Below are 22,004 nucleotides of genomic sequence, written 5' to 3' on the forward strand. Positions count from 1 at the left end.
CGAGGCTGACGTGTTCATCACCTACTGCACTAACGCCGAAATCGCGCGCCGCGAGCAGCCGCTTCAGGTGCTGACTCTCCCCGACGATCTCAACGTGTCGGCCACCTATGGGCTGAGCCTGTTGCGACCCGTCTCCCCCGCCGCGCTGCGGTTCGTAGCGCACCTGCGCGGCGCCCCTGGGCAGCGAAGGCTGGCGGCCTGGGGATTCGCGGCGCCGTAGAGCGAGTTCGCCTCGGGCGCGGCTAGGCGCGCAGCGCCCTATAAAATCGCGACGCTCGAGGAGCGTTGCGACGGCTCGCCGGATCCCCCGGCGGCCGCCAGGCTCGAGACGGGGCGTCGGCATCTTGAAGCGCGCGCCTCCTGCAACGGCGCTCACCCACCCGCCGCCCGGCGGGCTGCGGGTGGGCCGCAGCACCGGGTGCGACGCTGAGCCCGAATGCCTGTGATGACCGCTGCCGCCGATTCCGACCCCCCCGTTTCCCTGCCGCCGATGCGCCTGGCCGGGCTCGAGCCGGTCGCCATCGGCGAAGGCTCGCTGTTCGTCAACATCGGCGAGCGCACCAACGTCACCGGCTCCAAGGCGTTTGCGCGGCTCGTGCTTGCGGGCCAGTTCGAGGAGGCGCTGGCCGTGGCGCGCCAGCAGGTCGAGAACGGCGCGCAGGTGATCGACATCAACATGGACGAGGCCATGCTCGACAGCAAGGCGGCGATGGTGCGGTTTTTGAACCTCATCGCCTCCGAGCCCGAGATCGCGCGCGTGCCGATCATGATCGACAGCTCCAAGTGGGAGGTGATCGAGGCGGGCCTCAAATGCATCCAGGGCAAGGGCATCGTCAACTCGATCTCCATGAAGGAGGGCGAGTCCGAATTCAGGCGCCAGGCCAACCTGGTGCGCCGCTACGGCGCCGCCGCGGTGGTGATGGCCTTCGACGAGAAGGGCCAGGCCGACACCTTCGAGCGCAAGACCACGATCTGCGCGCGCGCCTACAAGATCCTGATTGACGAGGTCGGCTTCGCGCCCGAGGACGTGATCTTCGACCCCAACATCTTCGCCATCGCGACCGGCATCGAGGAACACGACAACTACGCGGTCGACTTCATCAATGCCACGCGCTGGATCAAGCAAAACCTGCCCGGCGCCAAGGTCTCGGGCGGCGTTTCCAACGTGAGCTTTTCGTTCCGCGGCAACGACCCGGTGCGCGAAGCCATCCACACCGTCTTCCTGTACCACGCGATCCAGGCCGGCATGGACATGGGCATCGTCAATGCCGGCATGGTTGGCGTGTATGACGACCTCGACGCCGAGCTGAAGGAGCGCGTCGAGGACGTGGTGCTCAACCGAGCGCCCGTCTACAAGCCGGGTGAGCCGCTGCTCTCGCCGGGCGAGCGCCTGATCGAAATCGCCGAGCGTGCCAAGAGCGTCGGCAAGGACGACAGCGCACGGCTGGCGTGGCGCGCCGGCAAGGTCGGCGAGCGCCTCTCGCACGGCCTCATTCACGGCATCACCGACTTCATCGTGGCCGACACTGAAGAGGCTTGGCAGGCCATCGAGGCCGACGGCGGGCGCCCGCTGCACGTCATCGAAGGCCCGCTCATGGCCGGCATGAACGTGGTGGGCGACCTGTTCGGCCAGGGCAAGATGTTCCTGCCGCAGGTGGTGAAGTCGGCGCGCGTGATGAAGCAGGCGGTCGCCCACCTGCTGCCCTATATCGAGGCGGAGAAGAAGCTGCTCATCGAAGGCGGCGGCGACGCCAAGGCCAAGGGCAAGATCGTCATCGCCACCGTCAAGGGCGACGTCCACGACATTGGCAAGAACATCGTCACCGTCGTGCTCCAGTGCAACAACTTCGAGGTCGTCAACATGGGCGTGATGGTCCCGTGCCACGACATCCTCGCCAAGGCCAAGCTCGAAGGCGCCGACATCGTGGGCCTGTCCGGGCTCATCACGCCGAGCCTGGAGGAGATGCAGCACGTGGCCGCCGAGATGCAGCGTGACGATCACTTCCGTCTCAAGAGAATTCCGCTGCTGATCGGCGGCGCCACCACCAGCCGCGTCCACACGGCGGTGAAGATCGCGCCGCATTACGAAGGGCCTGTTGTCTATGTGCCCGACGCCTCGCGCAGTGTGGGCGTGTGCAGCGAGCTGCTGTCCGACGAGCGCGCCGCGAGCTACATCGCGGAGTTGCAGCGCGACTACGACCGCGTACGCACGCAGCACGCCAACAAGAAGGCCACGCCGCTGGTGACCTTGGCCCAGGCGCGCGCCAACAAGACGCCGATCGACTGGCGCGCGGGCGCCTCGCCCAAGCCGAGCTTCATCGGCCGGCGCGTGTTCAGGAACTACGACCTCGCCGAGCTGGCCGCCTGCATCGACTGGACGCCGTTGTTCCAGACCTGGGAGCTGGCCGGCCCCTACCCGCAGATCCTGCGCGACGCGGTGGTGGGCGCCGAGGCGCAGCGCGTCTTCAGCGACGCCAAGCGCATGCTTGCGCGGCTGATTGAAGGGCGCTGGCTGCAGGCGCATGGCGTGCTGGGCCTCTACCCCGCCAACACCGTCAATGACGACGACATCGAGATCTACACCGACGACACGCGGACCGAGGTGCTGCTCACCTGGCACGGCCTGCGCATGCAGACCGTTCGTCCGGTGGTCGACGGGGTGAGGCGACCCAACCGCTGCCTGGCCGACTTCATCGCGCCCAAGGGCGTGGCGCCGGACTACATCGGCCTGTTTGCCGTCAGCGCCGGCCACGGCGTCGAGAAAAAGGAAAAGGCGTTCGCCCTCGACCTCGACGACTACTCGGCCATCATGCTCAAGGCCCTGGCCGACCGCCTGGCCGAAGCCTTTGCCGAGCGGCTGCACCAGCGCGTGCGCATGGAACTCTGGGGCTACGCCGCCGACGAACAACTCAGCAATGAGCAACTGATCGCCGAGGCGTATCGAGGCATCCGCCCCGCACCCGGCTACCCGGCCTGCCCCGACCACACCGTCAAGCGCGCGCTGTTCGACGCGCTGCATGCCCAAGACGCCGGCATGACCTTGACCGAGAGTTTGGCGATGATGCCGGCGGCCAGCGTGAGCGGCTTTCACCTCGCGCATCCCGCGGCGGCCTACTTCAACGTCGGCAAGATCGGCGACGACCAGGTGGCCGATTGGGCGGCGCGCAATGCGTTCGAGGCGAGCGACGCACGTCGGGCGCTGGCACCGCTGCTCTGACAACGCTTTTTGCGGCCGGCGGCCGGCCGCAAGACAGGCGTTGCACTCCGTGACAGAAGTCGCATCCGGTCTTGACCTTGACCGGCTGCGCTGCATGCCTGCGCCCGGCTGCGTCACCGCTCACCCGAGCTGACTGCTGCGGCGTGACATCGGTCACGCGCACGCCGCGTTGCGCGCTCGGCATGGAAGCTGCCTTCCCCTTCGCGCCGGGTGCGCTTCTGCACCGTCGGCTTCGGGGGAGCGCATGGACAGGATGCAAAGCGGCGCCACGGCTCGCCTTCGTCGGATGGTGGCCTTGGGTGTGTTCACTGCCGCACTGATGGCCGCCTGCGGCGGCGGCAAGGACAGCGGGTCCAGCGAAACCCTTGTTCCCACCAGCCCGACCGAGGCTTCGCGCTTTCTGGCCCAGGCCAGCTTTGGCGCCACCGACGCATCGATCACCGATGTGAGCCAGCGCGGCTACGCGGCCTGGTTGGCCGACCAGTTCGCCCGGCCGCAGACCCTGCACCGCAGCTACATGGACCGCATCACCGCCGAGCTAGCGGTCAGCGGCGGCAGCAGCGGCGCGAGCGAGTTCTACGAGTCGTTCTGGCAGCAGGCGGTCGGCGGCGAGGATCAACTGCGCCAGCGCGTGGTCTTCGCGCTGTCGCAGATCTTCGTCGTCTCGCTGGTCGACGGCACGGTTGCCGGCTTTCCGCGCGGCGTTGCGTCCTACGTCGACATGCTGGGCGAAAAGGCCTTCGGCAACTACCGCGACCTGCTCGAGTCGGTGAGCCTGCATCCGATGATGGGCAACTACCTCTCGCATCTGCGCAACCAGAAGGAGGATGCCGCCGGTCGCGTGCCCGACGAAAACTACGCGCGCGAGGTGATGCAGCTGATGTCGATCGGCCTGGTCGAACTGAACCTCGACGGCACGCTTCGGCTCGATGGCGCCGGCAATCCCATCGAGACCTACACGCACGACGACATCGTCGGGCTCGCCAAGGTCTTCACCGGATGGAGCTGGTACGGCGGGCCCAACCTCGCCGACCGCACGCGCGGCCGTTTCTTCGGTGGCAGCGCCCAACCCGACCGCGACTGGCAGCCGATGCAGGCCTACAACGGCTACAGCGCCAACACCGACTTCCATTCGACGAGCGCCAAGAGTTTCCTCGGCACCACCATCGCGGCGCAAGGCACGCCCGACCCGCAAGGCGACCTCAAGACCGCGCTCGACACGCTGTTCCACCACCCCAACGTCGGGCCTTTCATTGGCAGGCAGCTGATCCAGCGGCTCGTCACCAGCAATCCGAGCCCGGCCTACGTGGCGCGCGTGGCGCGCGCCTTCAACGACAACGGCGCCGGCGTGCGCGGCGACATGAGGGCCGTCGTCGCCGCGGTGCTGCTCGATGCCGAGGCGCGCAGCGTCGACGCCTCGAGCGCGAGCTTTGGCAAGCTGCGCGAGCCGGTGCTGCGTCTGGCCAATTTTCTGCGCGCCTACAAGGCGCGCTCCACGAGCGGCCGCTTCCTGGGCATCGACAACACCGACGATCCGGCCTCGCGCCTGGGCCAGACCGCGATGCGCTCGCCCTCGGTGTTCAATTTCTACCGCCCCGGCTACGCGCCGCCGAACACCAGCATTGCCACGGCCGGGCTGGTCGCGCCCGAGCTGCAGCTCGCGCACGAGGTGTCGGTGGCTGGCTACCTCAACTACCTGCGCGGCTGGGTGGGCGTGAGCAGCAGCCGCGATGTGCAGCCCGACTTCGGCGCCGATCTCGCCGTGGCCGACAACGCCGACCAGCTGGTGGAGCGTGCCAACCTGTTGCTGATGGGCGCACAGATGCCGGCGGTGCTGCGCGCGCAAATCGTGCTCGGCGTGAACGGCCGCGCGGTGCCGGCCGCGGTGACCAACAGTGCCGGCGCGGTGAGCAACCAGGCGGCCATCGACAGTGCCCGGCGCGACCGCGTCAGCATCGCCGTGTTCCTGACGCTGGCCTCGCCCGACTACCTGATCCAGAAGTGACGAGGAGCCTGCGATGAAAGACCTGCATCCAATTCATTCAAGCGCGCCGGCCGAGCGCTGGGCCGCTCCCCAGCCGGCCTGCATCCCGAGGGTCACGAAGGGGCCCCTCGTGGCCCCTGGGGATCGGCCGACGTACGCGACGGACGAGGGGCTCCAATGAACGCTTCGCGCCGCGAGTTCCTGCGCACCGCGTCGATCCTGTCGGGCTCGCTCGGCGCTGCCGGTGTGCCGTTCGCGCTCAACCTGGCGACGCTCGGTGCGGCCAGCGCGCAGACCACCGGCGGCTACAAGGCGATCGTCTGCCTGTTCCTCTACGGCGGCAACGACTCGGCCAACATGGTGCTGCCGACGGAAAGCGCGTCCTGGGCCGCCTACAACGCGGTGCGCAACCAGGCGCCCGACCCGATCGCGCTGCGCGCTGCGGGCGTTGCGCCCGACGCGGCGGCGGCAGCGGGCTCGCCCGCGGCACTCGGCGGCGTGCTGCCGATCGTGCCCAACTACACCGCCTTCCCCGTCAACAACACGCGCAGCTTCGCGCTGCATCCGAGCATGGGCGAGGCCAAGACGCTGTTCGATGCCGGCCGGCTGGCGGTGATCGCCAACGCCGGACCGCTGGTCGTGCCGCTCACCAAGACCGACTACACGACCGGCAGCAAGCCACGTCCTCCCAAGCTGTTCTCGCACAACGACCAGCAGTCGACCTGGCAGGCGCTCGCGCCCGAAGGCGCCAGGGTCGGCTGGGGCGGGCGCCTGGGCGACCTGCTGGCCAGCCGCAACAGCAGCACGCTCTTCACCAACATCTCGGTGTCGGGCAACGCCGTTTTCATGGCCGGACAGTCGGTGTTCCAGTACCAGGTGGGCAACGGCGGCGCGGTCGCCATCGGCGGCCTCAGCGGCAACCTGTTCGGCTCGGCCGCGGCGGCCAGCAACCTGCGCAGCATCATCACCGCCGACAACCAGCACTTGTTCGCCAAGGAGCATGCGCTGATCACCCGCCGCTCGATCGACGCGCAAGCGGCCTTCCAGAGCGCCTTCAGCGCATCGACGGTGGCCGTTCCCGCGCAGTACACCCAGCCTTCCACGCGCGCCCTGGCCAACAACAACCTCGCGACCAGCCTGCAAACCGTGGCACGCATCATCGGCGCGCGCGCCGGCCTGGGTTCGCAGCGGCAGGTGTTCTTCGTGAGCATGGGCGGCTTCGACACGCACGACAACGAAAACCGCAGCCACGCCGACCTGATGGCGCGGCTGTCGCACGCGCTCGGCTACTTCGACACCACGCTCGGCACGCTCGGCGTGCGCGACCAGGTCACCTTGTTCACCGCTTCCGACTTCGGCCGCACTTTCACCAGCAACGGCGATGGCACCGATCATGGCTGGGGTGCGCACCACCTCGTCGTCGGTGGCGCGGTGCGCGGCAAGGAGGTCTATGGACGCTTCCCCACCGTCGGCATCAACCACGACGACGAGGTCGGCTCGGGTAGCTTCCTGCCCGGCGTCGCGGTTGACCAGATCGGGGGCACGCTCGGCAAGTGGATGGAGATCGGCGACACGCAACTCGACACGGTGTTCCCGAACCTGCGGAACTTCCAGCGTGACCTCGGATTCCTGGGTTGAGTGCGTTATTTCGCAGAGTTAACCGCGGCTTACAGGTGATGCAAGCGCTGCTCGCTTCACGACGATTGCTTGCGGTCCAATTGGCGCTGCAAAGGAAACAACCCATGGACACTGCACAACCCTCTCCCCGTCCCATCGCCGCGGCGCCGCGCTGGATCTGGCTTGTCATCGCCGCCATCGTGCTGATGGTCGCGGGCATTGCCGGCGCCGCCTGGCGCGACACCCGGGCCGACGGCATGGCGCAGGTGCCGGCCCCGGCCCCGGCGGCGAATCAGCTCGCGGCGGTCGATGCGCCGCCCGCGCTACCCGCTGCCAAAGTGAAGCGCGCAGCACCCGAGCGCCCTAACGCCGAAGCGCCGGTCGCGCCGCCGGTCGCTGCGGTCTGCCGCCACTGCGGCGTGGTCGAGTCGGTGCAGGCCGTCAAGGTCAAGGGCGACGCCAACGGTGTCGGCGCGGTGACCGGCGGCGTGCTCGGTGGCGTGGTCGGCAACCAGTTCGGCAAGGGCAATGGCCGCGCCGCGATGACGGTGCTCGGCGCCGTCGGTGGCGGCTTTGCGGGCCACGAAGTCGAAAAGCAGGTCAAGGCCAAGACCGTCTACAGCGTCAAGCTGCGCATGGACGACGGCAGCTTGCGCACCTTGCAGCAGGCACAGGCGCCCGCGGTCGGTGCGCGCGTGCAGCTCGAAGGATCGACCTTGCGCGGCGTCTGATTCAGCCGGCGACCAGCACGCGCCGGTACTGGATCGCCTCGGCCACGTGCGCCGTGGCGATGCCTTCGGCGCCGGCCAGGTCGGCGATGGTGCGGGCCACGCGCAAGGTGCGGTGCTGGCTGCGCGCCGACCAACCGAGCCGAGCCGCGGCTTTCTGCAGGAAGGCCGAAGCGCCGGGGTCGAGCTGCACGTGGCGGTCCAGCAAGGCGCTGTCGAGCGCCGCATTGCTGCAGCCCTGGCGCACGCGCTGGCGCTCGCCGGCCCGGGCCGCGCGCTCGGCCACCACGCTGCCGGCTTCGCCGTCGGCGGCGGCGGCCAGCACCTCGGGCGCGACGGCCGGCACCTCCACCTGGAGGTCGAGCCGGTCAAGCAGCGGCCCGCTGAGCCGGCCCTGGTAGCGCGCAATGGCGTCGGGCGAACAGCGGCAGGCCTTGAGCGGCGAGCCGGCGTGGCCGCAGGGGCAGGGGTTCATCGCCGCGATGAGCTGAAAGCGTGCCGGAAACTCGGCCTGGCGCGCGGCGCGCGAGATGGTGATGCGGCCGGTCTCGAGCGGCTCGCGCAGCGCTTCGAGGGCGCCACGTGCGAACTCCGCAAACTCGTCGAGGAACAGCACGCCGTGGTGCGCCAGCGAAATCTCGCCGGGCCGGGGCGGCGAGCCGCCGCCGACCAGCGCCACCGACGACGCACTGTGGTGCGGCGCGCGCAGCACGCGGCTGCGCCAGCGAGCGGGATCGAAGCCGCCCGCCAGGCTGAGCACGGCAGCCGATTCGAGCGCCTGCGCGTCGTCGAGCGGCGGCAGCAGCGCAAGGAAGCGCTGCGCCAGCATCGACTTGCCGGTGCCCGGCGGGCCGACCAACAGCAGGCTGTGGCCGCCGGCTGCGGCCACTTCGAGCGCGCGCTTGGCCGCGGCCTGACCTTTCACGTCGCGCAGCTCGGGCAGCGCGGGCGCCGGGCCAGCCGGTCGCGGTGTGGCCACGGGCAGGGGCTGCGCTGCCTCACCCGGCAGCAGCGCGCGCACCACGTCGAGCAGGTGGCGTGCGGCGCGTGGCGCCAGGCCCTCGATCAATGCCGCCTCGGCGGCGCTGGCTTCGGGCAGCACCAGCGTGCGCGCGGCGCCGCCGCGGCGCGCCGCCAGCGCCATCGCCAGCGCGCCGCGCACCGGGCGCAGGTCGCCGGCCAGCGACAACTCGCCCGCGAACTCGAAGGTGGCCAGTCGAGCGGCGTCGATCTGGCCGCTGGCCGCGAGGATGCCCAGCGCGATCGGCAGGTCGAAGCGGCCCGACTCCTTGGGCAGATCGGCCGGCGCGAGGTTGACCGTGATGCGCTTGTTGTGCGGAAACTCGAGGCCGCTGTTCTGCAGCGCCGCGCGCACCCGCTCGCGCGCTTCTTTCACCTCGGTATCGGCCAGGCCCACGAGCGTGAAGCTCGGCAGCCCGTTGGCCAAGTGCACCTCGACGGTGACTTCGGGTGCCGCGAGTCCGTCGAGGGCGCGGCTGTGAATGATCGCGAGCGACATCTCTCCCTCCCTAGTGCCGCAGCGATTGTGCCGTCGCATCCAGCTGCGGCGAACCGATCTCGCGCACCAACGCGCGCACCGATGAAGTGCGTCGCACCAATGCGGTACCTGTGGCGGCGTGCTTGCGGCATTTGCTGGTGCATTGGTTTCCCCCAGAGCGGCGCCACGGCAGCCGGGACCGTCGATATCGAAGCCAGGAGCAAAGAGCAATTGGCACGGTTAGTGCTGATGGGTCCGCGGCAAGACGATTCATCCATGCACAAGGAAACCAATATGCGGAAGTTTTCGAAAGCGCTGTTGTCGGCGAGTCTCGTGAGTGTGGCGACCAATGGCTACGCTCAAACGCCCGCAACGAGCGACAAGCCAGCAGCGGTAGAGGCAGCGGCCCAACCGGTGTACTCCATTGCCGGGTTCGATCTCACCGGTCACGTTGATGTCGGATACACGAACCTCCGAGGGTCAGGCAAGTTCGTCAGCGGCATCAACTCGCGCGTCTTCGACTTTGAGCGCAATAGTCTCAATCTTCAAGCGATCGATCTGCAACTGGCCAGGACTCCGGAGAACGGTTTTGGCGGCCTGCTGGACGTGACCCTCGGGAAGGACGCCGACACGATCGCGGCCTACGGAACGATCAACAAGACTCGTGGGCCGGCCAACGGCGTCGACAAGCGCGGTGACGTGACGCAGGCCTTCGCGTACTACGGAGCCGGGCCGCTCTCGGTGATCGCCGGCAAGTATGTGACGCTGTCGGGCGCGGAAGTGATCAAGAGCGCGGGCAACACGAACTACTCGCGCTCGATCCTGTTTGGCTACGCCATTCCCTTCACGCACACCGGAGTGCGCGCCACGTACAAGCTGAGCGATGCCGTGAGCCTCGTCGGCGGCGTGAATCAAGGTTGGGATGCGGTCCAAGACACGAACAGCGACAAGACGCTCGAGCTGCAAGTCGGTGTCACGCCGAGCAAGTCGATGTCACTTCTGTTTACCGGATACAGCGGAAAGGAGCGGGTCACCAACTACCCCCGGTCCGACGTCAACGGCACTCGCAATCTTCTCGACGTGGTGGCGACGTTCAACGTCAGCGATCCGCTCACGCTCATTCTCAATTACGACTATGCGACCCAGGACGGTGCCAGCGCGAGCGGCGGCAAGGCCAAGTGGCAGGGCCTGGCGGGCTACGTCAACTACCAGCTCAGCGAGCAGTGGCGGCTTTCGGTTCGCGCCGAGTATTTCGACGACAAGGACGGATACCGTACGGGTGTCATTCAGAAATGGAAGGAGGCGACTGCAACGCTCGCCTATCTGCCGAACAAGAATCTTGAGCTTCGCGCCGAGGTTCGGGGCGATCGCTCGGACAGGCAAGCGTTCTTGAAATCGGACCGCGTGACGCCGGACCGGACGGAGCGCTCCTTGGGTGTCGAAGCGCTCTACAAATTCTGAGTGCTATACGCAGCAATTTTGAAATTCGACTGGAGACGACCATGAAGATGGTGACCGCGATCGTCAAGCCCTTCAAGCTCGACGAAGTGCGTGAGGCCCTCAGCGCCATTGGCGTGCAGGGCATCACCGTGACCGAAGTCAAGGGCTTCGGCCGCCAAAAGGGCCACACCGAGCTGTACCGCGGTGCGGAGTACGTCGTCGACTTCCTGCCCAAGGTGAAGATCGAGGCCGCCGTCGACGACGCGATCGTCGAGCGCGTGATCGAGGCCATCGAGGCCTCGGCGCGCACCGGCAAGATCGGCGACGGCAAGGTTTTCGTCACCGACCTCGAACAGGTCATCCGCATTCGCACCGGCGAAACCGGCAAGGACGCGCTTTGACGCGCGCCTCACTACAAGCGAGAAAAACATGAGAAAACTCCTTGCCTCTCTGGCCGCGTCGCTGGTCGTCGGCCTCGCGGCCTTCGGTTTTGCCGACATCGCGCTCGCGCAGGACGCCGCTTCGGCACCGGCGGCTGCGGCGTCCATGGCCGCCATGCCGGCCGCCGCCGCGGCGCCTGCGGCCGCGGCGTCCGAAGCCGCGCCGGCCGCCGCCGCGCAACCCGTGCCCAACAAGGGCGACACCGCCTGGATGATGGTCTCCACCGTGCTGGTGATCCTCATGACCATCCCCGGCCTGGCGCTGTTCTACGGCGGCCTGGTGCGCAGCAAGAACATGCTGTCGGTGCTGATGCAGGTGTTCGTCACCTTCTCGATGATCGTGGTGCTGTGGTTCATCTACGGCTACAGCCTCGCATTCACCGAGGGCAACGCCTTCGTCGGCGGCTTCGACCGTTTCATGATGAAGGGCGTGTGGGACAACGCGGCCGGCACCTTCGCCAACGCGGCCACCTTCAGCAAGGGTGTCTACATCCCGGAGATCGTGTTCGCCGCCTTCCAGGCCACGTTCGCGGCCATCACCTGCTGCCTGATCGTGGGCGCATTCGCCGAGCGCATCAAGTTCTCGGCGGTGCTGCTGTTCATGGCACTGTGGTTCACCTTCAGCTACGCACCGATCGCGCACATGGTGTGGTTCTGGATGGGCCCGGACGCCTACTCGAGCAAGGAAGTGGTCGACGCGATGACCAGCAAGGCCGGCTTCGTCTGGCAGTCCGGTGCGCTCGACTTCGCGGGCGGCACGGTGGTTCACATCAATGCCGCGGTCGCCGGCCTGGTGGGCGCCTACATGATCGGCAAGCGCGTGGGCTACGGCAAGGAGTCGTTCACGCCGCACTCGCTCACGCTCACGATGGTGGGTGCTGCGATGCTGTGGGTGGGCTGGTTCGGCTTCAACGCCGGCTCGGCGCTGGAGGCTAACGGCTTTGCCGCGCTGGCCTTCATCAACACGCTGGCCGCGACCGCCGCCGCCGTGCTGGCGTGGTGCATCGGCGAGGCGCTGGTCAAGGGCAAGGCCTCGATGCTGGGCGCGGCCTCGGGCGCCGTCGCCGGCCTCGTGGCGATCACGCCGGCCGCGGGCAACGTGGGCATCGGCGGCGGGCTGATCATCGGCCTGGTGGCCGGCCTCGCCTGCCTGTGGGGGGTGAGCGGTCTGAAGAAGCTGCTGGGTGCGGACGACTCGCTCGACGTGTTCGGCATCCACGGCGTGGGTGGCATCGTCGGTGCGCTGTTGACCGGCGTGTTCAATTCGCCGAGCCTCGGCGGCCCGGGCTACGTGGCCGACTGGGTCACGGCCACGATGATCACCCAGGCCGACTACTCGATCGCCGCGCAGTTCTGGGTGCAGGCCAAGGCGGTGGGCATCACCATCGTCTGGTCGGGCGTGGTGGCCTTCGTCGCCTTCAAGATCGTCGACCTGGTGATCGGCCTGCGCGTGGCCGAAGATAACGAGCGCGAGGGTCTGGACATCACCTCGCACGGGGAGACGGCGTACCACGGTTGAATTGCGATCGACCATCGACGGGAAAGGCCGCCTTCGGGCGGCCTTTCCCGTTCTCGGACGCGCCGCTTGCCGTGCGGGGCTTGCAAGCCCCGCACGCGTCGCCACCTCCCTAGAATCTCGTGCTCACCCGGCAAAGGCTGAAGCCCCCATGGTCCCGCACCTCATCACCGCGCTCAACGGCCCCATCAACGAGCTGGAGCAGCGCATCCTGGAGTCGATGCCGGCCATCGAGCGCTGGTTCCGGCTCGAGTGGATGGAGCACACGCCGCCGTTCTACACCTCGGTGGACGTGCGCAATGCCGGCTTCAAGCTCGCGCCGGTGGACACCAACCTCTACCCGGGCGGCTTCAACAACCTCACGCCCGAGATGCTGCCGCTGGCGGTGCAGGCGGCGATGGCAGCGATCGAGAAGATCTGCCCCGAGGCCAAGAACCTGCTGCTCATTCCCGAGAACCACACACGCAACACCTTCTACCTGCAGAACGTGCAGCGGCTGATGCAGATCTTCGGCTCGGCGGGCCTCAACGTGCGCCTGGGCTCGCTAGACGAGACCATCACCGCGCCGACCCAGCTGCAGCTTCCCGACGGCTCGGCGCTCACCGTGGAGCCGCTGCTGCGCACCAAGCGGCGCCTGGGTTTGAAGGACTTCGACCCCTGCACCATCCTGCTCAACAACGATCTGTCGGCCGGCATTCCCAAGATTCTCGAAGGCCTGCACGAGCAGTACTTGCTGCCGCCGCTCCACGCCGGCTGGGCGGTGCGGCGCAAGAGCCTGCACTTCCAGGCCTATGAAGACGTGGCCAAGAAGTTCGCCAAGCTGCTGGGCATGGACCCCTGGCTCATCAACCCGATGTTCGCCAAGTGCGGCAAGGTCAATTTCCAGGACGGCTCCGGGCAGGAATGCGTGCAGAGCCATGCCGACGCCCTGCTCGGCAAGATCCGCCGCAAGTACAAGGAATACGGCATTCAGGAAAAGCCTTTCGTGATCGTCAAGGCCGACGCGGGCACGTATGGCATGGGCATCATGACGGTGCGCGACGCCAAAGACCTCGACGAGCTCAACCGCAAGACGCGCAACAAGATGAGCGTCATCAAGGACGGCCAGGGGGTCTCCGAGGTGATCATCCAGGAGGGCGTGCCGACCTACGAGCGCGTGAACGACGCCGTGGCCGAGCCGGTGGTCTACATGATTGACCGCTATGTGGTCGGCGGCTTCTACCGCGTCCACGCCGAGCGCGGCATCGACGAGAACCTCAATGCACCAGGAGCGAGCTTCGTGCCGCTGGCTTTTGCCGAACACAACCAGTTGCCCAAGCCTGGCGTCAAGCCCGGTGCCAGCGCCCCGAACCGCTTCTACATGTACGGCGTGATCGGTCGGCTGGCAATGCTGGGCGCGAGCTACGAACTCGAGGCGACCGACCCCGACGCCGAGGTCTACGAGTGAGCCGGCGCCCGGTGCGAAGGGGCTCGAGCCTTCGCCCGCGGCTCGTTGCTGCGCTGCAACAATAGGGCGCGGCCGGCCTCCCGTGCGGGCGCACAATCGCCGGCTCCCGCCCACCCGCACCCCGCTTCGTGCGCTCTTCCCCCTCCCAATCTCCCTCTGGCAGCAAGCTCGCAGCGCTGACCCTCGGGGCCGTCGGCGTGGTCTACGGCGACATCGGCACCAGCCCGCTGTATGCGCTGAAGGAAGTGTTCGCGCACGGGCGCCTGGACATCACGCAGGCCAATATTTTCGGCGTGCTGTCGCTGGTGTTCTGGACCCTGACGGTGATCGTTTCGGTCAAGTACGTGCTGCTGATCTTGCGAGCCGACAACAACGGCGAGGGCGGTCTCATCGCGATGCTCGCGCTCGCCTCGCAGGCGGTGAAGGAGCGCCCCGCGCTACGCCGACGCCTGCTCGTGCTGGGCATCTTCGGCACCGCCATCTTCTTCGGTGACGGCGTCATCACGCCCGCGATCACCGTGCTCTCGGCCGTCGAAGGCCTGGGGGTGGTGGCGCCCGGACTGCATGACTACATCGTGCCGCTGACGCTCGTGGTGCTCACCCTGCTGTTTGCCGCGCAGCGCTTCGGCACCGGCGGCATCGGCAAGTTTTTTGGTCCGGTGACGGTGGTGTGGTTCGCGGTACTGACCGTGCTCGGCGTCATCCACATCGCCGACAACCCGTCCGTGCTGTTTGCGTTGAGTCCACACCATGCGCTGCGGTTCATGTGGCAGCAGCCGCTGGTGGCCTTCATTTCGCTCGGGGCGGTGGTGCTGTGCGTGACCGGCGCCGAGGCGCTGTACGCCGACATGGGCCATTTCGGCAAGCGCCCCATCCGCCTGGCCTGGTTCGGCCTGGTGATGCCGGCGTTGGTGATCAATTACTTTGGCCAGGGCGCCATGCTGCTAGCGCGGCCCGAGACGGTGAAGAACCCGTTCTTCGAAATGGCGCCCGGCTGGGCGCAGGTGCCGCTGATCGTGCTGGCCACCGCCGCCGCCGTGATCGCCTCGCAGGCACTCATCACCGCGGCCTTCTCGGTCACCAAGCAGGCCATGCAGCTCGGCTACCTGCCGCGCCTGCGCGTGACGCACACCTCCGTGCGCGAGACCGGCCAGATCTACGTGCCCTTCGTGAACTGGGGCCTGTACGTGTGCATCGTGCTGGCGGTGGTGACGTTCGGCTCGTCGAGCAAACTGGCCTCGGCCTACGGCATCGCGGTCACGACCGACATGCTCATCACCACCACGATGACCTTCTTCGTGATCCGCTACAGCTGGAAGTACCCGTGGGCACTGTGCATCGCGGCGACCGGCTTCTTCTTCCTGGTCGACGCCATGTTCTTTGCCGCCAACGCCATCAAGGTGCTCGAAGGCGGCTGGTTCCCGCTGGCCATCGGCGGCGTGATGTTCACCTTGATGATGACCTGGAAGCAGGGTCGCAGGCTGATGGGCGTGCGCCTGCGCGAAGAGTCAATCGATCTGGAGAGTTTTCTCAAGTCGGTGTTCATCCATCCGCCGGTGCGGGTGGATGGCACGGCGGTATTCCTGTCGGCCGAGCGCGGCAGCACGCCCAATGCGCTGATGCACAACTTGAAGCACAACAAGGTGCTGCATGCGCAGAACCTGTTCGTCACCGTCACCCATCACGAGGTGCCATGGGTTTCGTTCGACAAGCGCGTGTCCATCGAGGCGCTGGGGCATTGCTGCTGGCAGGTGACGCTGAACTTCGGCTTCAAGAACGACCCTGATGTGCCCGAAGCGCTGCGTCTGCTCGCCGACCGCGGCGTGCAATGCGACGACATGGAAACCAGCTACTTCCTGTCGCGCGACATCGTGATCCCGAGCATCGGCTCGGGCATGGCGATGTGGCGCGAAAAGCTCTTCGCCAGCATGCACCGCAACGCGGCGAGCGCGGCCGACTTCCTGAGCCTGCCCACCAATCGGGTGGTGGAGCTGGGCTCGAAGGTCGAGATCTAGAAACCGGGGCCGGAACCGGACGGCCGCGTCACCCGCTCGCCGCGACGGCGAGCCCCAACTCGCGCATCATCGCCTCGCGCATCACGAACTTCTGCGGCTTGCCGGTCACGGTGACCGGCAGCTCGTCGACGAAGCGGATATAGCGCGGCACCTTGTAGTGGGCGATCTGTTCGCGGCAAAAGGCACGGATCTCGTCTTCGGTGCAGGCGACACCGGACTTGGTGATGATCCAGGCGCACAGCTCCTCGCCGTAGCGCAGGTCGGGGATGCCGAACACCTGCACCGCCGCCACCTTGGGGTGGCGAAACAGGTATTCCTCGACCTCGCGCGGGTAGATGTTCTCGCCGCCGCGGATGACCATGTCCTTGACCCGCCCGACGATGTTGCAGTAGCCCTCGGCGTCGAGCGTGGCCAGGTCGCCGGTGTGCATCCAGCCGCCCTGCACCGCCTCCCGGGTGCGCTCCTCGTCGCCCCAGTAGCCCTGCATGACCGAATAGCCGCGGGTACACAACTCGCCCTTTTCGCCGACCGCAACGACGGCGCCATGGGCGTCGACGATCTTGACCTCCAGGTGCGGCAGCACCCGGCCGACCGTGGCGACCCGCTTGTCGAGCGGGTCGTCGGTGGCGCTCTGGAACGACACCGGGCTGGTCTCTGTCATGCCGTAGGCGATGGTCACCTCGCGCATGTGCATGTCGCTTTGCACGCGCTGCATGACCGCGATCGGGCACGGTGCGCCGGCCATGACGCCGGTGCGCAGACTGCCGAGGTCAAAGCGCGCGAACTCGGCATGGTCGAGCTCGGCGATGAACATGGTCGGCACGCCGTGCAGCGCGGTGCATTGCTCGGCCTCGACGGCAGACAGCGTGGCCCGGGCATCGAAAGCCTCGCCCGGAAACACCATCTTGGCGCCGCGGGCCACACTGGCCAGCACGGCCAGCACCATGCCGAAGCAGTGATAAAGCGGCACCGGAATGCACAGGCTGTCGGCCTCGGAGAAGCGCATGCACTCTGCCACCGCATGGGCGTTGTTGACGATGTTGTGGTGAGTGAGCGCGGCGCCCTTGGGCGCCCCGGTGGTGCCGCTGGTGAACTGGATGTTGATCGCTTCGTGGCAGTGCAGCGTGCGGGCGTGCGGCAGTTCGCCCGCGTGCAGGGCGCCGGCTTGGACGAGTGCGCGCCAGTTCAGCATGCCCGCGGTGGCTTCGTCGCCCATGCGCACCACCGCCCTCAGATGCGGCAATCTGGCGCCCGCACCCGATTGCCCGACGCCCAGGTTCTGCAGCATGCCCAGGTAGTTGCTGCTCTTGAACGCCGCCGCGGTGACCAGCACCGAGGCGCCGGCCTTGTTCAGCGCGTACTCGAGCTCGGCCAGCCGGTAGGCCGGATTGATGTTGACCAGGATCGCGCCGAGGCGTGCGGTGGCGAACTGGGTGAGCAGCCATTCGCAGCGGTTGGGCGACCAGATGCCGACACGGTCGCCCTTGCGAACGCCCAGGTGCGCCAGGCCGGCCGCCGCCCAGTCGACCTGTTGCTGCAGTTGCTGCCAGGTCCAGCGAATGCCCTGCTCGACGAACACCGCCGCGTCGCGTTGCGGCCAGCGCCGTGCAGCGCTCGCCAGCAGGTCGTACACGGTCTCGTCGGACAGCGGTGTGTCGGTCACGCCGCGCACCAGGGACAGGCCGTTGATCGGCGCGCGGGGGGTGTCGGTGCTCGTCATCGTTCGCCCGGTTGAATTCGCTACAAGACGGGGCCGTAGCAGTTGAGCTTGAGCGTTTCGGACGGCAGCTCGTCGAACATGAGCTTGTAGTGCCGGGTGAAGTGGCTCGCACTGCTGAAGCCGAGCCTGCTGGCCAGGCTGGTGATCGGCTGGTCGGCGTGCAGCTTGAGCGAGCGGCGCGCTTCATTGAGCCGCAGCGCGCGCAAGTAGGCCTGCGGGGTGGTGTGCAGGAACTCCTCGAAGCAGTACTGCAGGCTGCGCCGGCTGCTGAACGCGGCGGCACAGACTTCGGGGATGCCGAAGTCGTTGTGCAGGTTGGCGCGCATGAACTCGATCGCGCGCTTGACCACCCGCCGGCGCGTGTCGGCGCGCCGCGGAATGCTCGTGGCGTGCTCGGTGCCGTCGCCGGCCATGGCCAGCACCACCGTCTGCGTCAAGGTGGCTGACAGCAGCGCCGATTCGTCGACGCTTTCGGCCAGCGAGTCGAGCTGCCGCTCGGCGTCGGCGCAGACCGCCAGCAGCATCTGGCGGATCGCCGCCGCGACGTCGGGCGTGAGCGCGAGGTTGCGTTCGCGCTCGGCGCGCCGCAGCCATTCGACCTTGGCCGGTGCCAACGTGGCCTCCACCACGTCGCGGTGGACCGACAGGCCGATCAGGTCGAGCTGGCCGGCCGAGACCACTTCGTACTCGTCCTGGCTGGCGAGCACCATCAGCGACTCGCGCTCGAGCGGACGGCCGGCGAACACCGACCCGGGCGTCACGGCCAGCGGCACCGCGATCACCACATGGCCCGGCGGTGGCGTGATCTGTTCGCGCAGATGCCGGTTGGTCGACTCGCGCAGCAGCACGCCGTCGGCCATGACGAACTGCCACGCCGAGCCGCGAAAGCGCCCGCCGCTGAGTTGCTCGTAGGTCTGCCGCCAGCCCAACAGGGCCTTGGCCTGGTCGTCGACGTCGTGCGAGTGGTGTTCGATCACGCTGGCCATCGGCATTTCCCTTGGGCCTGGCGCCCGTTCACGTCACTCCTTCGACGAGGCGCACGCCGACGGTGCTGGTCACCGCGAGGGCGCCGTTGGCCAGGGCGACCACGCCGGTGAGTGTGGAGCGATCTTCGAGGCGGCGGAAGGCGAGTTTTTCCCCACCCTGACTGCCCGTGACGAGGCTGCCGTCGACGCCGACGAGCACGCAGCGGTCTCGCGGCAGCGCGACGACGGCGGCGAGCGACCCGGCGCCAGCGATGGCCTGGTGCGTCCAGACGCGGCCGTCGTCGATGCTGCGCACGACGTTGCCGCGCATGCCGCAGGCGATGAGCGCGCCGCCGCTGAGCACCGCGCCGCTCCACAGCGAGCCGGCGTAGGGCGTCTTGACGATCTGCCAGCGCTCGCCGCGGTCTTCGCTGCGCAACAGGTGGCCGCCTTCGGCGGCGATCAGCCAGGTCGCGCGTGCCGAGACGAAGATGCGGTTGAGGTGGCGCTCGCCGTCTTCGCCGCGCAGCAGCTCCGCGCGCTGCCAGTGCGCGCCGGCGTCGCTGGTGCGCAGTGCCAAGCCGAAGCCGCCGACCGCCAGACCGCGCCCGTCGGCTTCGACCCGGATCGCCAGCAGCACGTCGCTGCCATCGGCACGGCCGAACGCGGCCGTCCAGTGCTCGCCGCCATCGCCGGAACGCAGGATGACACCGCCGTGGCCGGCCGCCCACAAGCTGCGGTCGTCGCTCGCGTGCAGCGCCGTCAGCGTCGCGCGCGTGGGCACCGACCGGGCTTGGCGCCACTGCCGTCCCTCGTCGTCGGACAGCAGCACGTGGCCGCGCTCGCCCACTGCCACCAGGCGCTGGCCGGCGCGCGCGATGTCGAGCAAGACGCCCTTGACGGCCAGCGGGCGTCGGCGCGCGGCGCCGTCGTCAACCCCCGCGGCGCCGTCGTCGGCCCGCGCAGCGCCCAAGGCCGGCAGCGCCAGCGTGGCGGCGGCGGCGAGCCAGCGGCGGCGGGTCAAGGGGCGGTGAAGGCGCATCGCTCAGTGCGCCATGAACGGCCGATGCACCGGCTTGCGGCGCGGAATCAACGTGTCGATCGTGACCGCCAGCGCCGGCAGCAGGGTGATCGCCATCACCATGTTGAGCATGAACATGAAGGCCAGCAGCAGCCCCATGTCGGCCTGGAACTTCAGCGGCGAGAACACCCAGGTGGCCACCCCGACCGACAGCGTCAGCGCCGTGAACACGGTGGCGATGCCGGTCTCCGACAGCGCGCGGCCGAAGGCCGGCACGATCGCCACGCCGTCGGCCAGGTGCGACTGCAGCCGGTTGTAGATGTAGAACGCGTAGTCCACGCCGATGCCCACGGCCAGCACCATCACCGGCAAGGTGGCCACGGTCAGGCCGATGCCCTGCGCCTTCATGAACCAGTAGCCGATGAAGGTGGCCACCGTCAGCGGCAGGCAGCAGGCGATCACGGCGCGCCAGTCACGGTAGGTCAGGTAGACCAGCACCGCGATGGTCGCGTAGACGTACAGCATCATCGGCAGCTCGGTCGCCTCCAGCACCTCGTTGGTGGCGGCCTGCACCCCGGCGTTGCCACTGGCCAGGCGCACCGTCACGCCGTCGATCTTTTCGCTGGCACGGTAGTGCTTGACGACCGCCACCACGCGCCCGATCGTTTCGGCCTTGTGGTCGGCGAGGTAAACGTTGATCGGCAGCACCGTGCAGCGCGGGTCGTACAGGCCCGAGCCCTCACCGACCAGGCCGATGAAGCTGGCCATCGAGCGCGCGTCGCGCGGCATGTCGCCCCACTTCGGGTTGCCCTCGTTGAACCCGGCCGCGCCGAGCTTGACCAGACCCGGCAGCGCGGCGGTGCCGATCACGCCCGCGGTGTTGGCAAGCTCCCAGGCCAGGTCGTCGATGTAGACCATCTTGCGGTGGTCGTAGCAGCTGTCGGGCGCGGTCTCGTTGACGACGGTGAGCACGTCCAGGCCGACCGAGAACTTCTCGGCGATGCCGACCGCGTCGCGGTTGTAGCGCGCGCTGTCGCGCAGCTCCGGGGCGCCCGGCTGCACATAGCCGATATGGCGGTCGCGGCTGCCCCAGACGGCCAACGCAAACACGGCCACGCCGCCCAGCACCACCAGGCGCGCGCTCGCCGGCTCGGCCAGGCGCGCCAGCGCCACCACCGCGCGGGCGCGCACTTCGCGCACGCGCCGCATGTGCTCGCCGTAGCCCGCGGACGGCCGCACGTACGAAGCCACCACCGGCAGCATCACCAGGTTGGTGACGATCTTGTAGGCCACGCCGAGCGACGCCGTGATCGCCAGCTCGCGGATCATCGGGATGGGGATCAGCAGCAAGGTCGCGAAGCCGACGAAGGCCGTCAACAACGCCATCGTGCCGGGCACGAGCAGCGCGCCGAAGCTCGCGCGGGCGGCGGCGAGCGGCGTCGCGCCGTCGCCGATCTCGCGCACGATGAAGTTGATCTGCTGCACACCGTGCGACACGCCGATCGCGAACACCAGGAACGGCACCAGCACCGCCAGCGGATCGAGGCCGTAGCCGAGCAGCTGCAGGCTGCCGAACTGCCAGACCAGCGACACCAGCGAGCACACCAGCGCGGCGGCGGTGAAGGCCCAGGAGCGGCAGTACCAGTAGACGGCAAAGGCAGTGAGCACGAAGGCCAGTGCGAAGAACAGCGCCACGCCCTTGGCGCCCTCGGCGATGTCGCTGATCTGCTTGGCAAAGCCGATGATGCGGATCTCGATCGCGGCGTCTTCGAACTTGGCGCGCAGCTCCTTCTCGATGCGCGGCCCCAGCGCGATGTAGTCGGTCGGCGCGCCGCTGCGCGGGTCGGCGTCCAGCAGGTCGGCGGTGACCATCGCGCCGGAGGAATCGTTGGCCACGAGGCTGCCGACGTAGCCGCCCTGGATCACGTTGTCGCGGATGCGCGCCACGGTGGCGGCGTCGAGCTTGTCGGGCGTGATGTCGCCGCCGATCACGTCGCGCGCTTCGTAGCCCTCTTCGGTAACCTGCATCACGCGTGTGTTCGGAGTCCACAGCGAGCTCACGCTGCGCCGGTCGACGCCGGGCAGGTACAGAAGCGCCTGCGTCACGTCGTTCAGGCGCCGCAGCGCCTGGGGTGTCCAGATGTCGCCCTGGCGCGCATGCACGACGACCACCAGCCGGTTGGCGCCGAACAGCACGTTCTGGTACTTGACGAAGGTGTCGGTGTACTCATGACCGACGGGCAACTGCTTGCCGAAGCCCGCCGTCATCTGCAGGCGCACCGCGAACGAGCCCATCACCAGCGTGACGACGGCCAAGGCGAGCAGCAGCGCGCCGCGGCGGCCGAACACGAGGCGTTCTATGGCGCTGACGAGACGGGCAAGCATCACCAGGGCGC

General features: G+C 68.1%; 15 protein-coding genes and 1 riboswitch. Of the genes, 10 read left to right on the top strand and 5 right to left on the bottom strand.

Annotation, left to right across the window (positions count from 1 at the left end; translation table 11 throughout):
• From RMO12_RS12430 to RMO12_RS12450, 5 genes are all read left to right on the top strand, one after another.
• Positions 1 to 220: substrate-binding domain-containing protein (locus tag RMO12_RS12430; RefSeq protein ID WP_309639535.1), on the top strand; the 220-nt coding region annotated here is incomplete at its 5' end.
• A gap of 51 nt (positions 221 to 271) precedes the next feature.
• A riboswitch (S-adenosyl-L-homocysteine riboswitch) is annotated at positions 272 to 381 on the top strand.
• A 64-nt stretch (positions 382 to 445) separates the two neighbouring features.
• Positions 446 to 3,217, top strand: a complete 2,772-nt coding sequence (gene metH, locus RMO12_RS12435) for a methionine synthase (RefSeq protein ID WP_309639536.1) — start codon at positions 446 to 448, stop codon at positions 3,215 to 3,217.
• A 244-nt stretch (positions 3,218 to 3,461) separates the two neighbouring features.
• Positions 3,462 to 5,222, top strand: coding sequence for a DUF1800 domain-containing protein (locus RMO12_RS12440; protein WP_309639537.1), 1,761 nt, complete (start codon positions 3,462 to 3,464; stop codon positions 5,220 to 5,222).
• Between the two features lie 156 nt (positions 5,223 to 5,378).
• A complete protein-coding gene (locus tag RMO12_RS12445) occupies positions 5,379 to 6,839 on the top strand; it encodes a DUF1501 domain-containing protein (RefSeq protein ID WP_309639538.1) in 1,461 nt (486 codons plus the stop codon).
• A gap of 104 nt (positions 6,840 to 6,943) precedes the next feature.
• On the top strand, positions 6,944 to 7,549 hold the full coding sequence (locus RMO12_RS12450; protein WP_309639539.1) for a glycine zipper 2TM domain-containing protein: 606 nt from the start codon (positions 6,944 to 6,946) through the stop codon (positions 7,547 to 7,549).
• A 1-nt stretch (position 7,550) separates the two neighbouring features.
• Here the strand turns inward: RMO12_RS12450 and RMO12_RS12455 are convergent, their stop codons facing one another.
• A complete protein-coding gene (locus RMO12_RS12455; RefSeq protein WP_309639540.1) occupies positions 7,551 to 9,065 on the bottom strand; it encodes a YifB family Mg chelatase-like AAA ATPase in 1,515 nt (504 codons plus the stop codon).
• 255 nt (positions 9,066 to 9,320) lie between these two features.
• Here RMO12_RS12455 and RMO12_RS12460 point away from each other — a divergent pair, with 255 nt between their 5' ends.
• The 5 genes from RMO12_RS12460 to RMO12_RS12480 all read left to right on the top strand — a co-directional run bounded on the left by RMO12_RS12460 (position 9,321) and on the right by RMO12_RS12480 (position 15,902).
• Complete coding sequence (locus tag RMO12_RS12460; RefSeq protein ID WP_309625896.1) at positions 9,321 to 10,505, top strand: outer membrane beta-barrel protein; 1,185 nt, start codon at positions 9,321 to 9,323, stop codon at positions 10,503 to 10,505.
• 41 nt (positions 10,506 to 10,546) lie between these two features.
• The gene (locus RMO12_RS12465) at positions 10,547 to 10,885 is read left to right on the top strand and encodes a P-II family nitrogen regulator (protein ID WP_309625895.1); all 339 of its coding nucleotides are present in this window, start codon (positions 10,547 to 10,549) and stop codon (positions 10,883 to 10,885) included.
• Positions 10,886 to 10,913: 28 nt separating this feature from the next.
• Positions 10,914 to 12,443, top strand: coding sequence for an ammonium transporter (gene amt, locus RMO12_RS12470; RefSeq protein ID WP_309639541.1), 1,530 nt, complete (start codon positions 10,914 to 10,916; stop codon positions 12,441 to 12,443).
• A gap of 148 nt (positions 12,444 to 12,591) precedes the next feature.
• Positions 12,592 to 13,887: a glutamate--cysteine ligase gene (gshA, locus tag RMO12_RS12475; protein WP_309639542.1), complete on the top strand. Its 1,296-nt coding sequence runs from the start codon at positions 12,592 to 12,594 to the stop codon at positions 13,885 to 13,887.
• A gap of 128 nt (positions 13,888 to 14,015) precedes the next feature.
• Positions 14,016 to 15,902, top strand: a complete 1,887-nt coding sequence (locus tag RMO12_RS12480) for a potassium transporter Kup (RefSeq protein WP_309639543.1) — start codon at positions 14,016 to 14,018, stop codon at positions 15,900 to 15,902.
• A 28-nt stretch (positions 15,903 to 15,930) separates the two neighbouring features.
• Here the strand turns inward: RMO12_RS12480 and RMO12_RS12485 are convergent, their stop codons facing one another.
• Genes RMO12_RS12485 through RMO12_RS12500 form a run of 4 tightly spaced genes read right to left on the bottom strand, consistent with a single transcriptional unit; the run spans position 15,931 to position 21,993 of the window.
• Positions 15,931 to 17,622 carry an AMP-binding protein gene (locus RMO12_RS12485; protein WP_309639544.1) on the bottom strand — a complete coding sequence of 564 codons (1,692 nt, stop codon included), beginning with the start codon at positions 17,620 to 17,622 and terminating at the stop codon, positions 15,931 to 15,933.
• A gap of 20 nt (positions 17,623 to 17,642) precedes the next feature.
• A complete protein-coding gene (locus tag RMO12_RS12490; RefSeq protein ID WP_309639545.1) occupies positions 17,643 to 18,608 on the bottom strand; it encodes a helix-turn-helix domain-containing protein in 966 nt (321 codons plus the stop codon).
• A gap of 28 nt (positions 18,609 to 18,636) precedes the next feature.
• Positions 18,637 to 19,629 carry a sialidase gene (locus RMO12_RS12495; RefSeq protein ID WP_309639546.1) on the bottom strand — a complete coding sequence of 331 codons (993 nt, stop codon included), beginning with the start codon at positions 19,627 to 19,629 and terminating at the stop codon, positions 18,637 to 18,639.
• Between the two features lie 3 nt (positions 19,630 to 19,632).
• Positions 19,633 to 21,993, bottom strand: coding sequence for an MMPL family transporter (locus RMO12_RS12500; RefSeq protein ID WP_309639547.1), 2,361 nt, complete (start codon positions 21,991 to 21,993; stop codon positions 19,633 to 19,635).
• Between the last annotated feature and the right edge of the window lie 11 nt (positions 21,994 to 22,004).

Source organism: Methylibium sp. (assembly GCF_031393925.1).
Lineage (GTDB): Bacteria > Pseudomonadota > Gammaproteobacteria > Burkholderiales > Burkholderiaceae_C > Methylibium.

Excerpts from the sequence above, each read along its gene's own strand:
- metH (WP_309639536.1), top strand. The coding sequence starts at position 446 with ATGACCGCTGCCGCCGATTCCGACCCCCCCGTTTCCCTGCCGCCGATG.
- RMO12_RS12440 (WP_309639537.1), top strand. The coding sequence starts at position 3,462 with ATGGACAGGATGCAAAGCGGCGCCACGGCTCGCCTTCGTCGGATGGTG.
- RMO12_RS12445 (WP_309639538.1), top strand. The coding sequence starts at position 5,379 with ATGAACGCTTCGCGCCGCGAGTTCCTGCGCACCGCGTCGATCCTGTCG.
- RMO12_RS12450 (WP_309639539.1), top strand. The coding sequence starts at position 6,944 with ATGGACACTGCACAACCCTCTCCCCGTCCCATCGCCGCGGCGCCGCGC.
- RMO12_RS12455 (WP_309639540.1), bottom strand. The coding sequence starts at position 9,065 with ATGTCGCTCGCGATCATTCACAGCCGCGCCCTCGACGGACTCGCGGCA.
- RMO12_RS12460 (WP_309625896.1), top strand. The coding sequence starts at position 9,321 with ATGCACAAGGAAACCAATATGCGGAAGTTTTCGAAAGCGCTGTTGTCG.
- RMO12_RS12465 (WP_309625895.1), top strand. The coding sequence starts at position 10,547 with ATGAAGATGGTGACCGCGATCGTCAAGCCCTTCAAGCTCGACGAAGTG.
- amt (WP_309639541.1), top strand. The coding sequence starts at position 10,914 with ATGAGAAAACTCCTTGCCTCTCTGGCCGCGTCGCTGGTCGTCGGCCTC.
- gshA (WP_309639542.1), top strand. The coding sequence starts at position 12,592 with ATGGTCCCGCACCTCATCACCGCGCTCAACGGCCCCATCAACGAGCTG.
- RMO12_RS12485 (WP_309639544.1), bottom strand. The coding sequence starts at position 17,622 with ATGACGAGCACCGACACCCCCCGCGCGCCGATCAACGGCCTGTCCCTG.
- RMO12_RS12490 (WP_309639545.1), bottom strand. The coding sequence starts at position 18,608 with ATGGCCAGCGTGATCGAACACCACTCGCACGACGTCGACGACCAGGCC.
- RMO12_RS12495 (WP_309639546.1), bottom strand. The coding sequence starts at position 19,629 with ATGCGCCTTCACCGCCCCTTGACCCGCCGCCGCTGGCTCGCCGCCGCC.
- RMO12_RS12500 (WP_309639547.1), bottom strand. The coding sequence starts at position 21,993 with ATGCTTGCCCGTCTCGTCAGCGCCATAGAACGCCTCGTGTTCGGCCGC.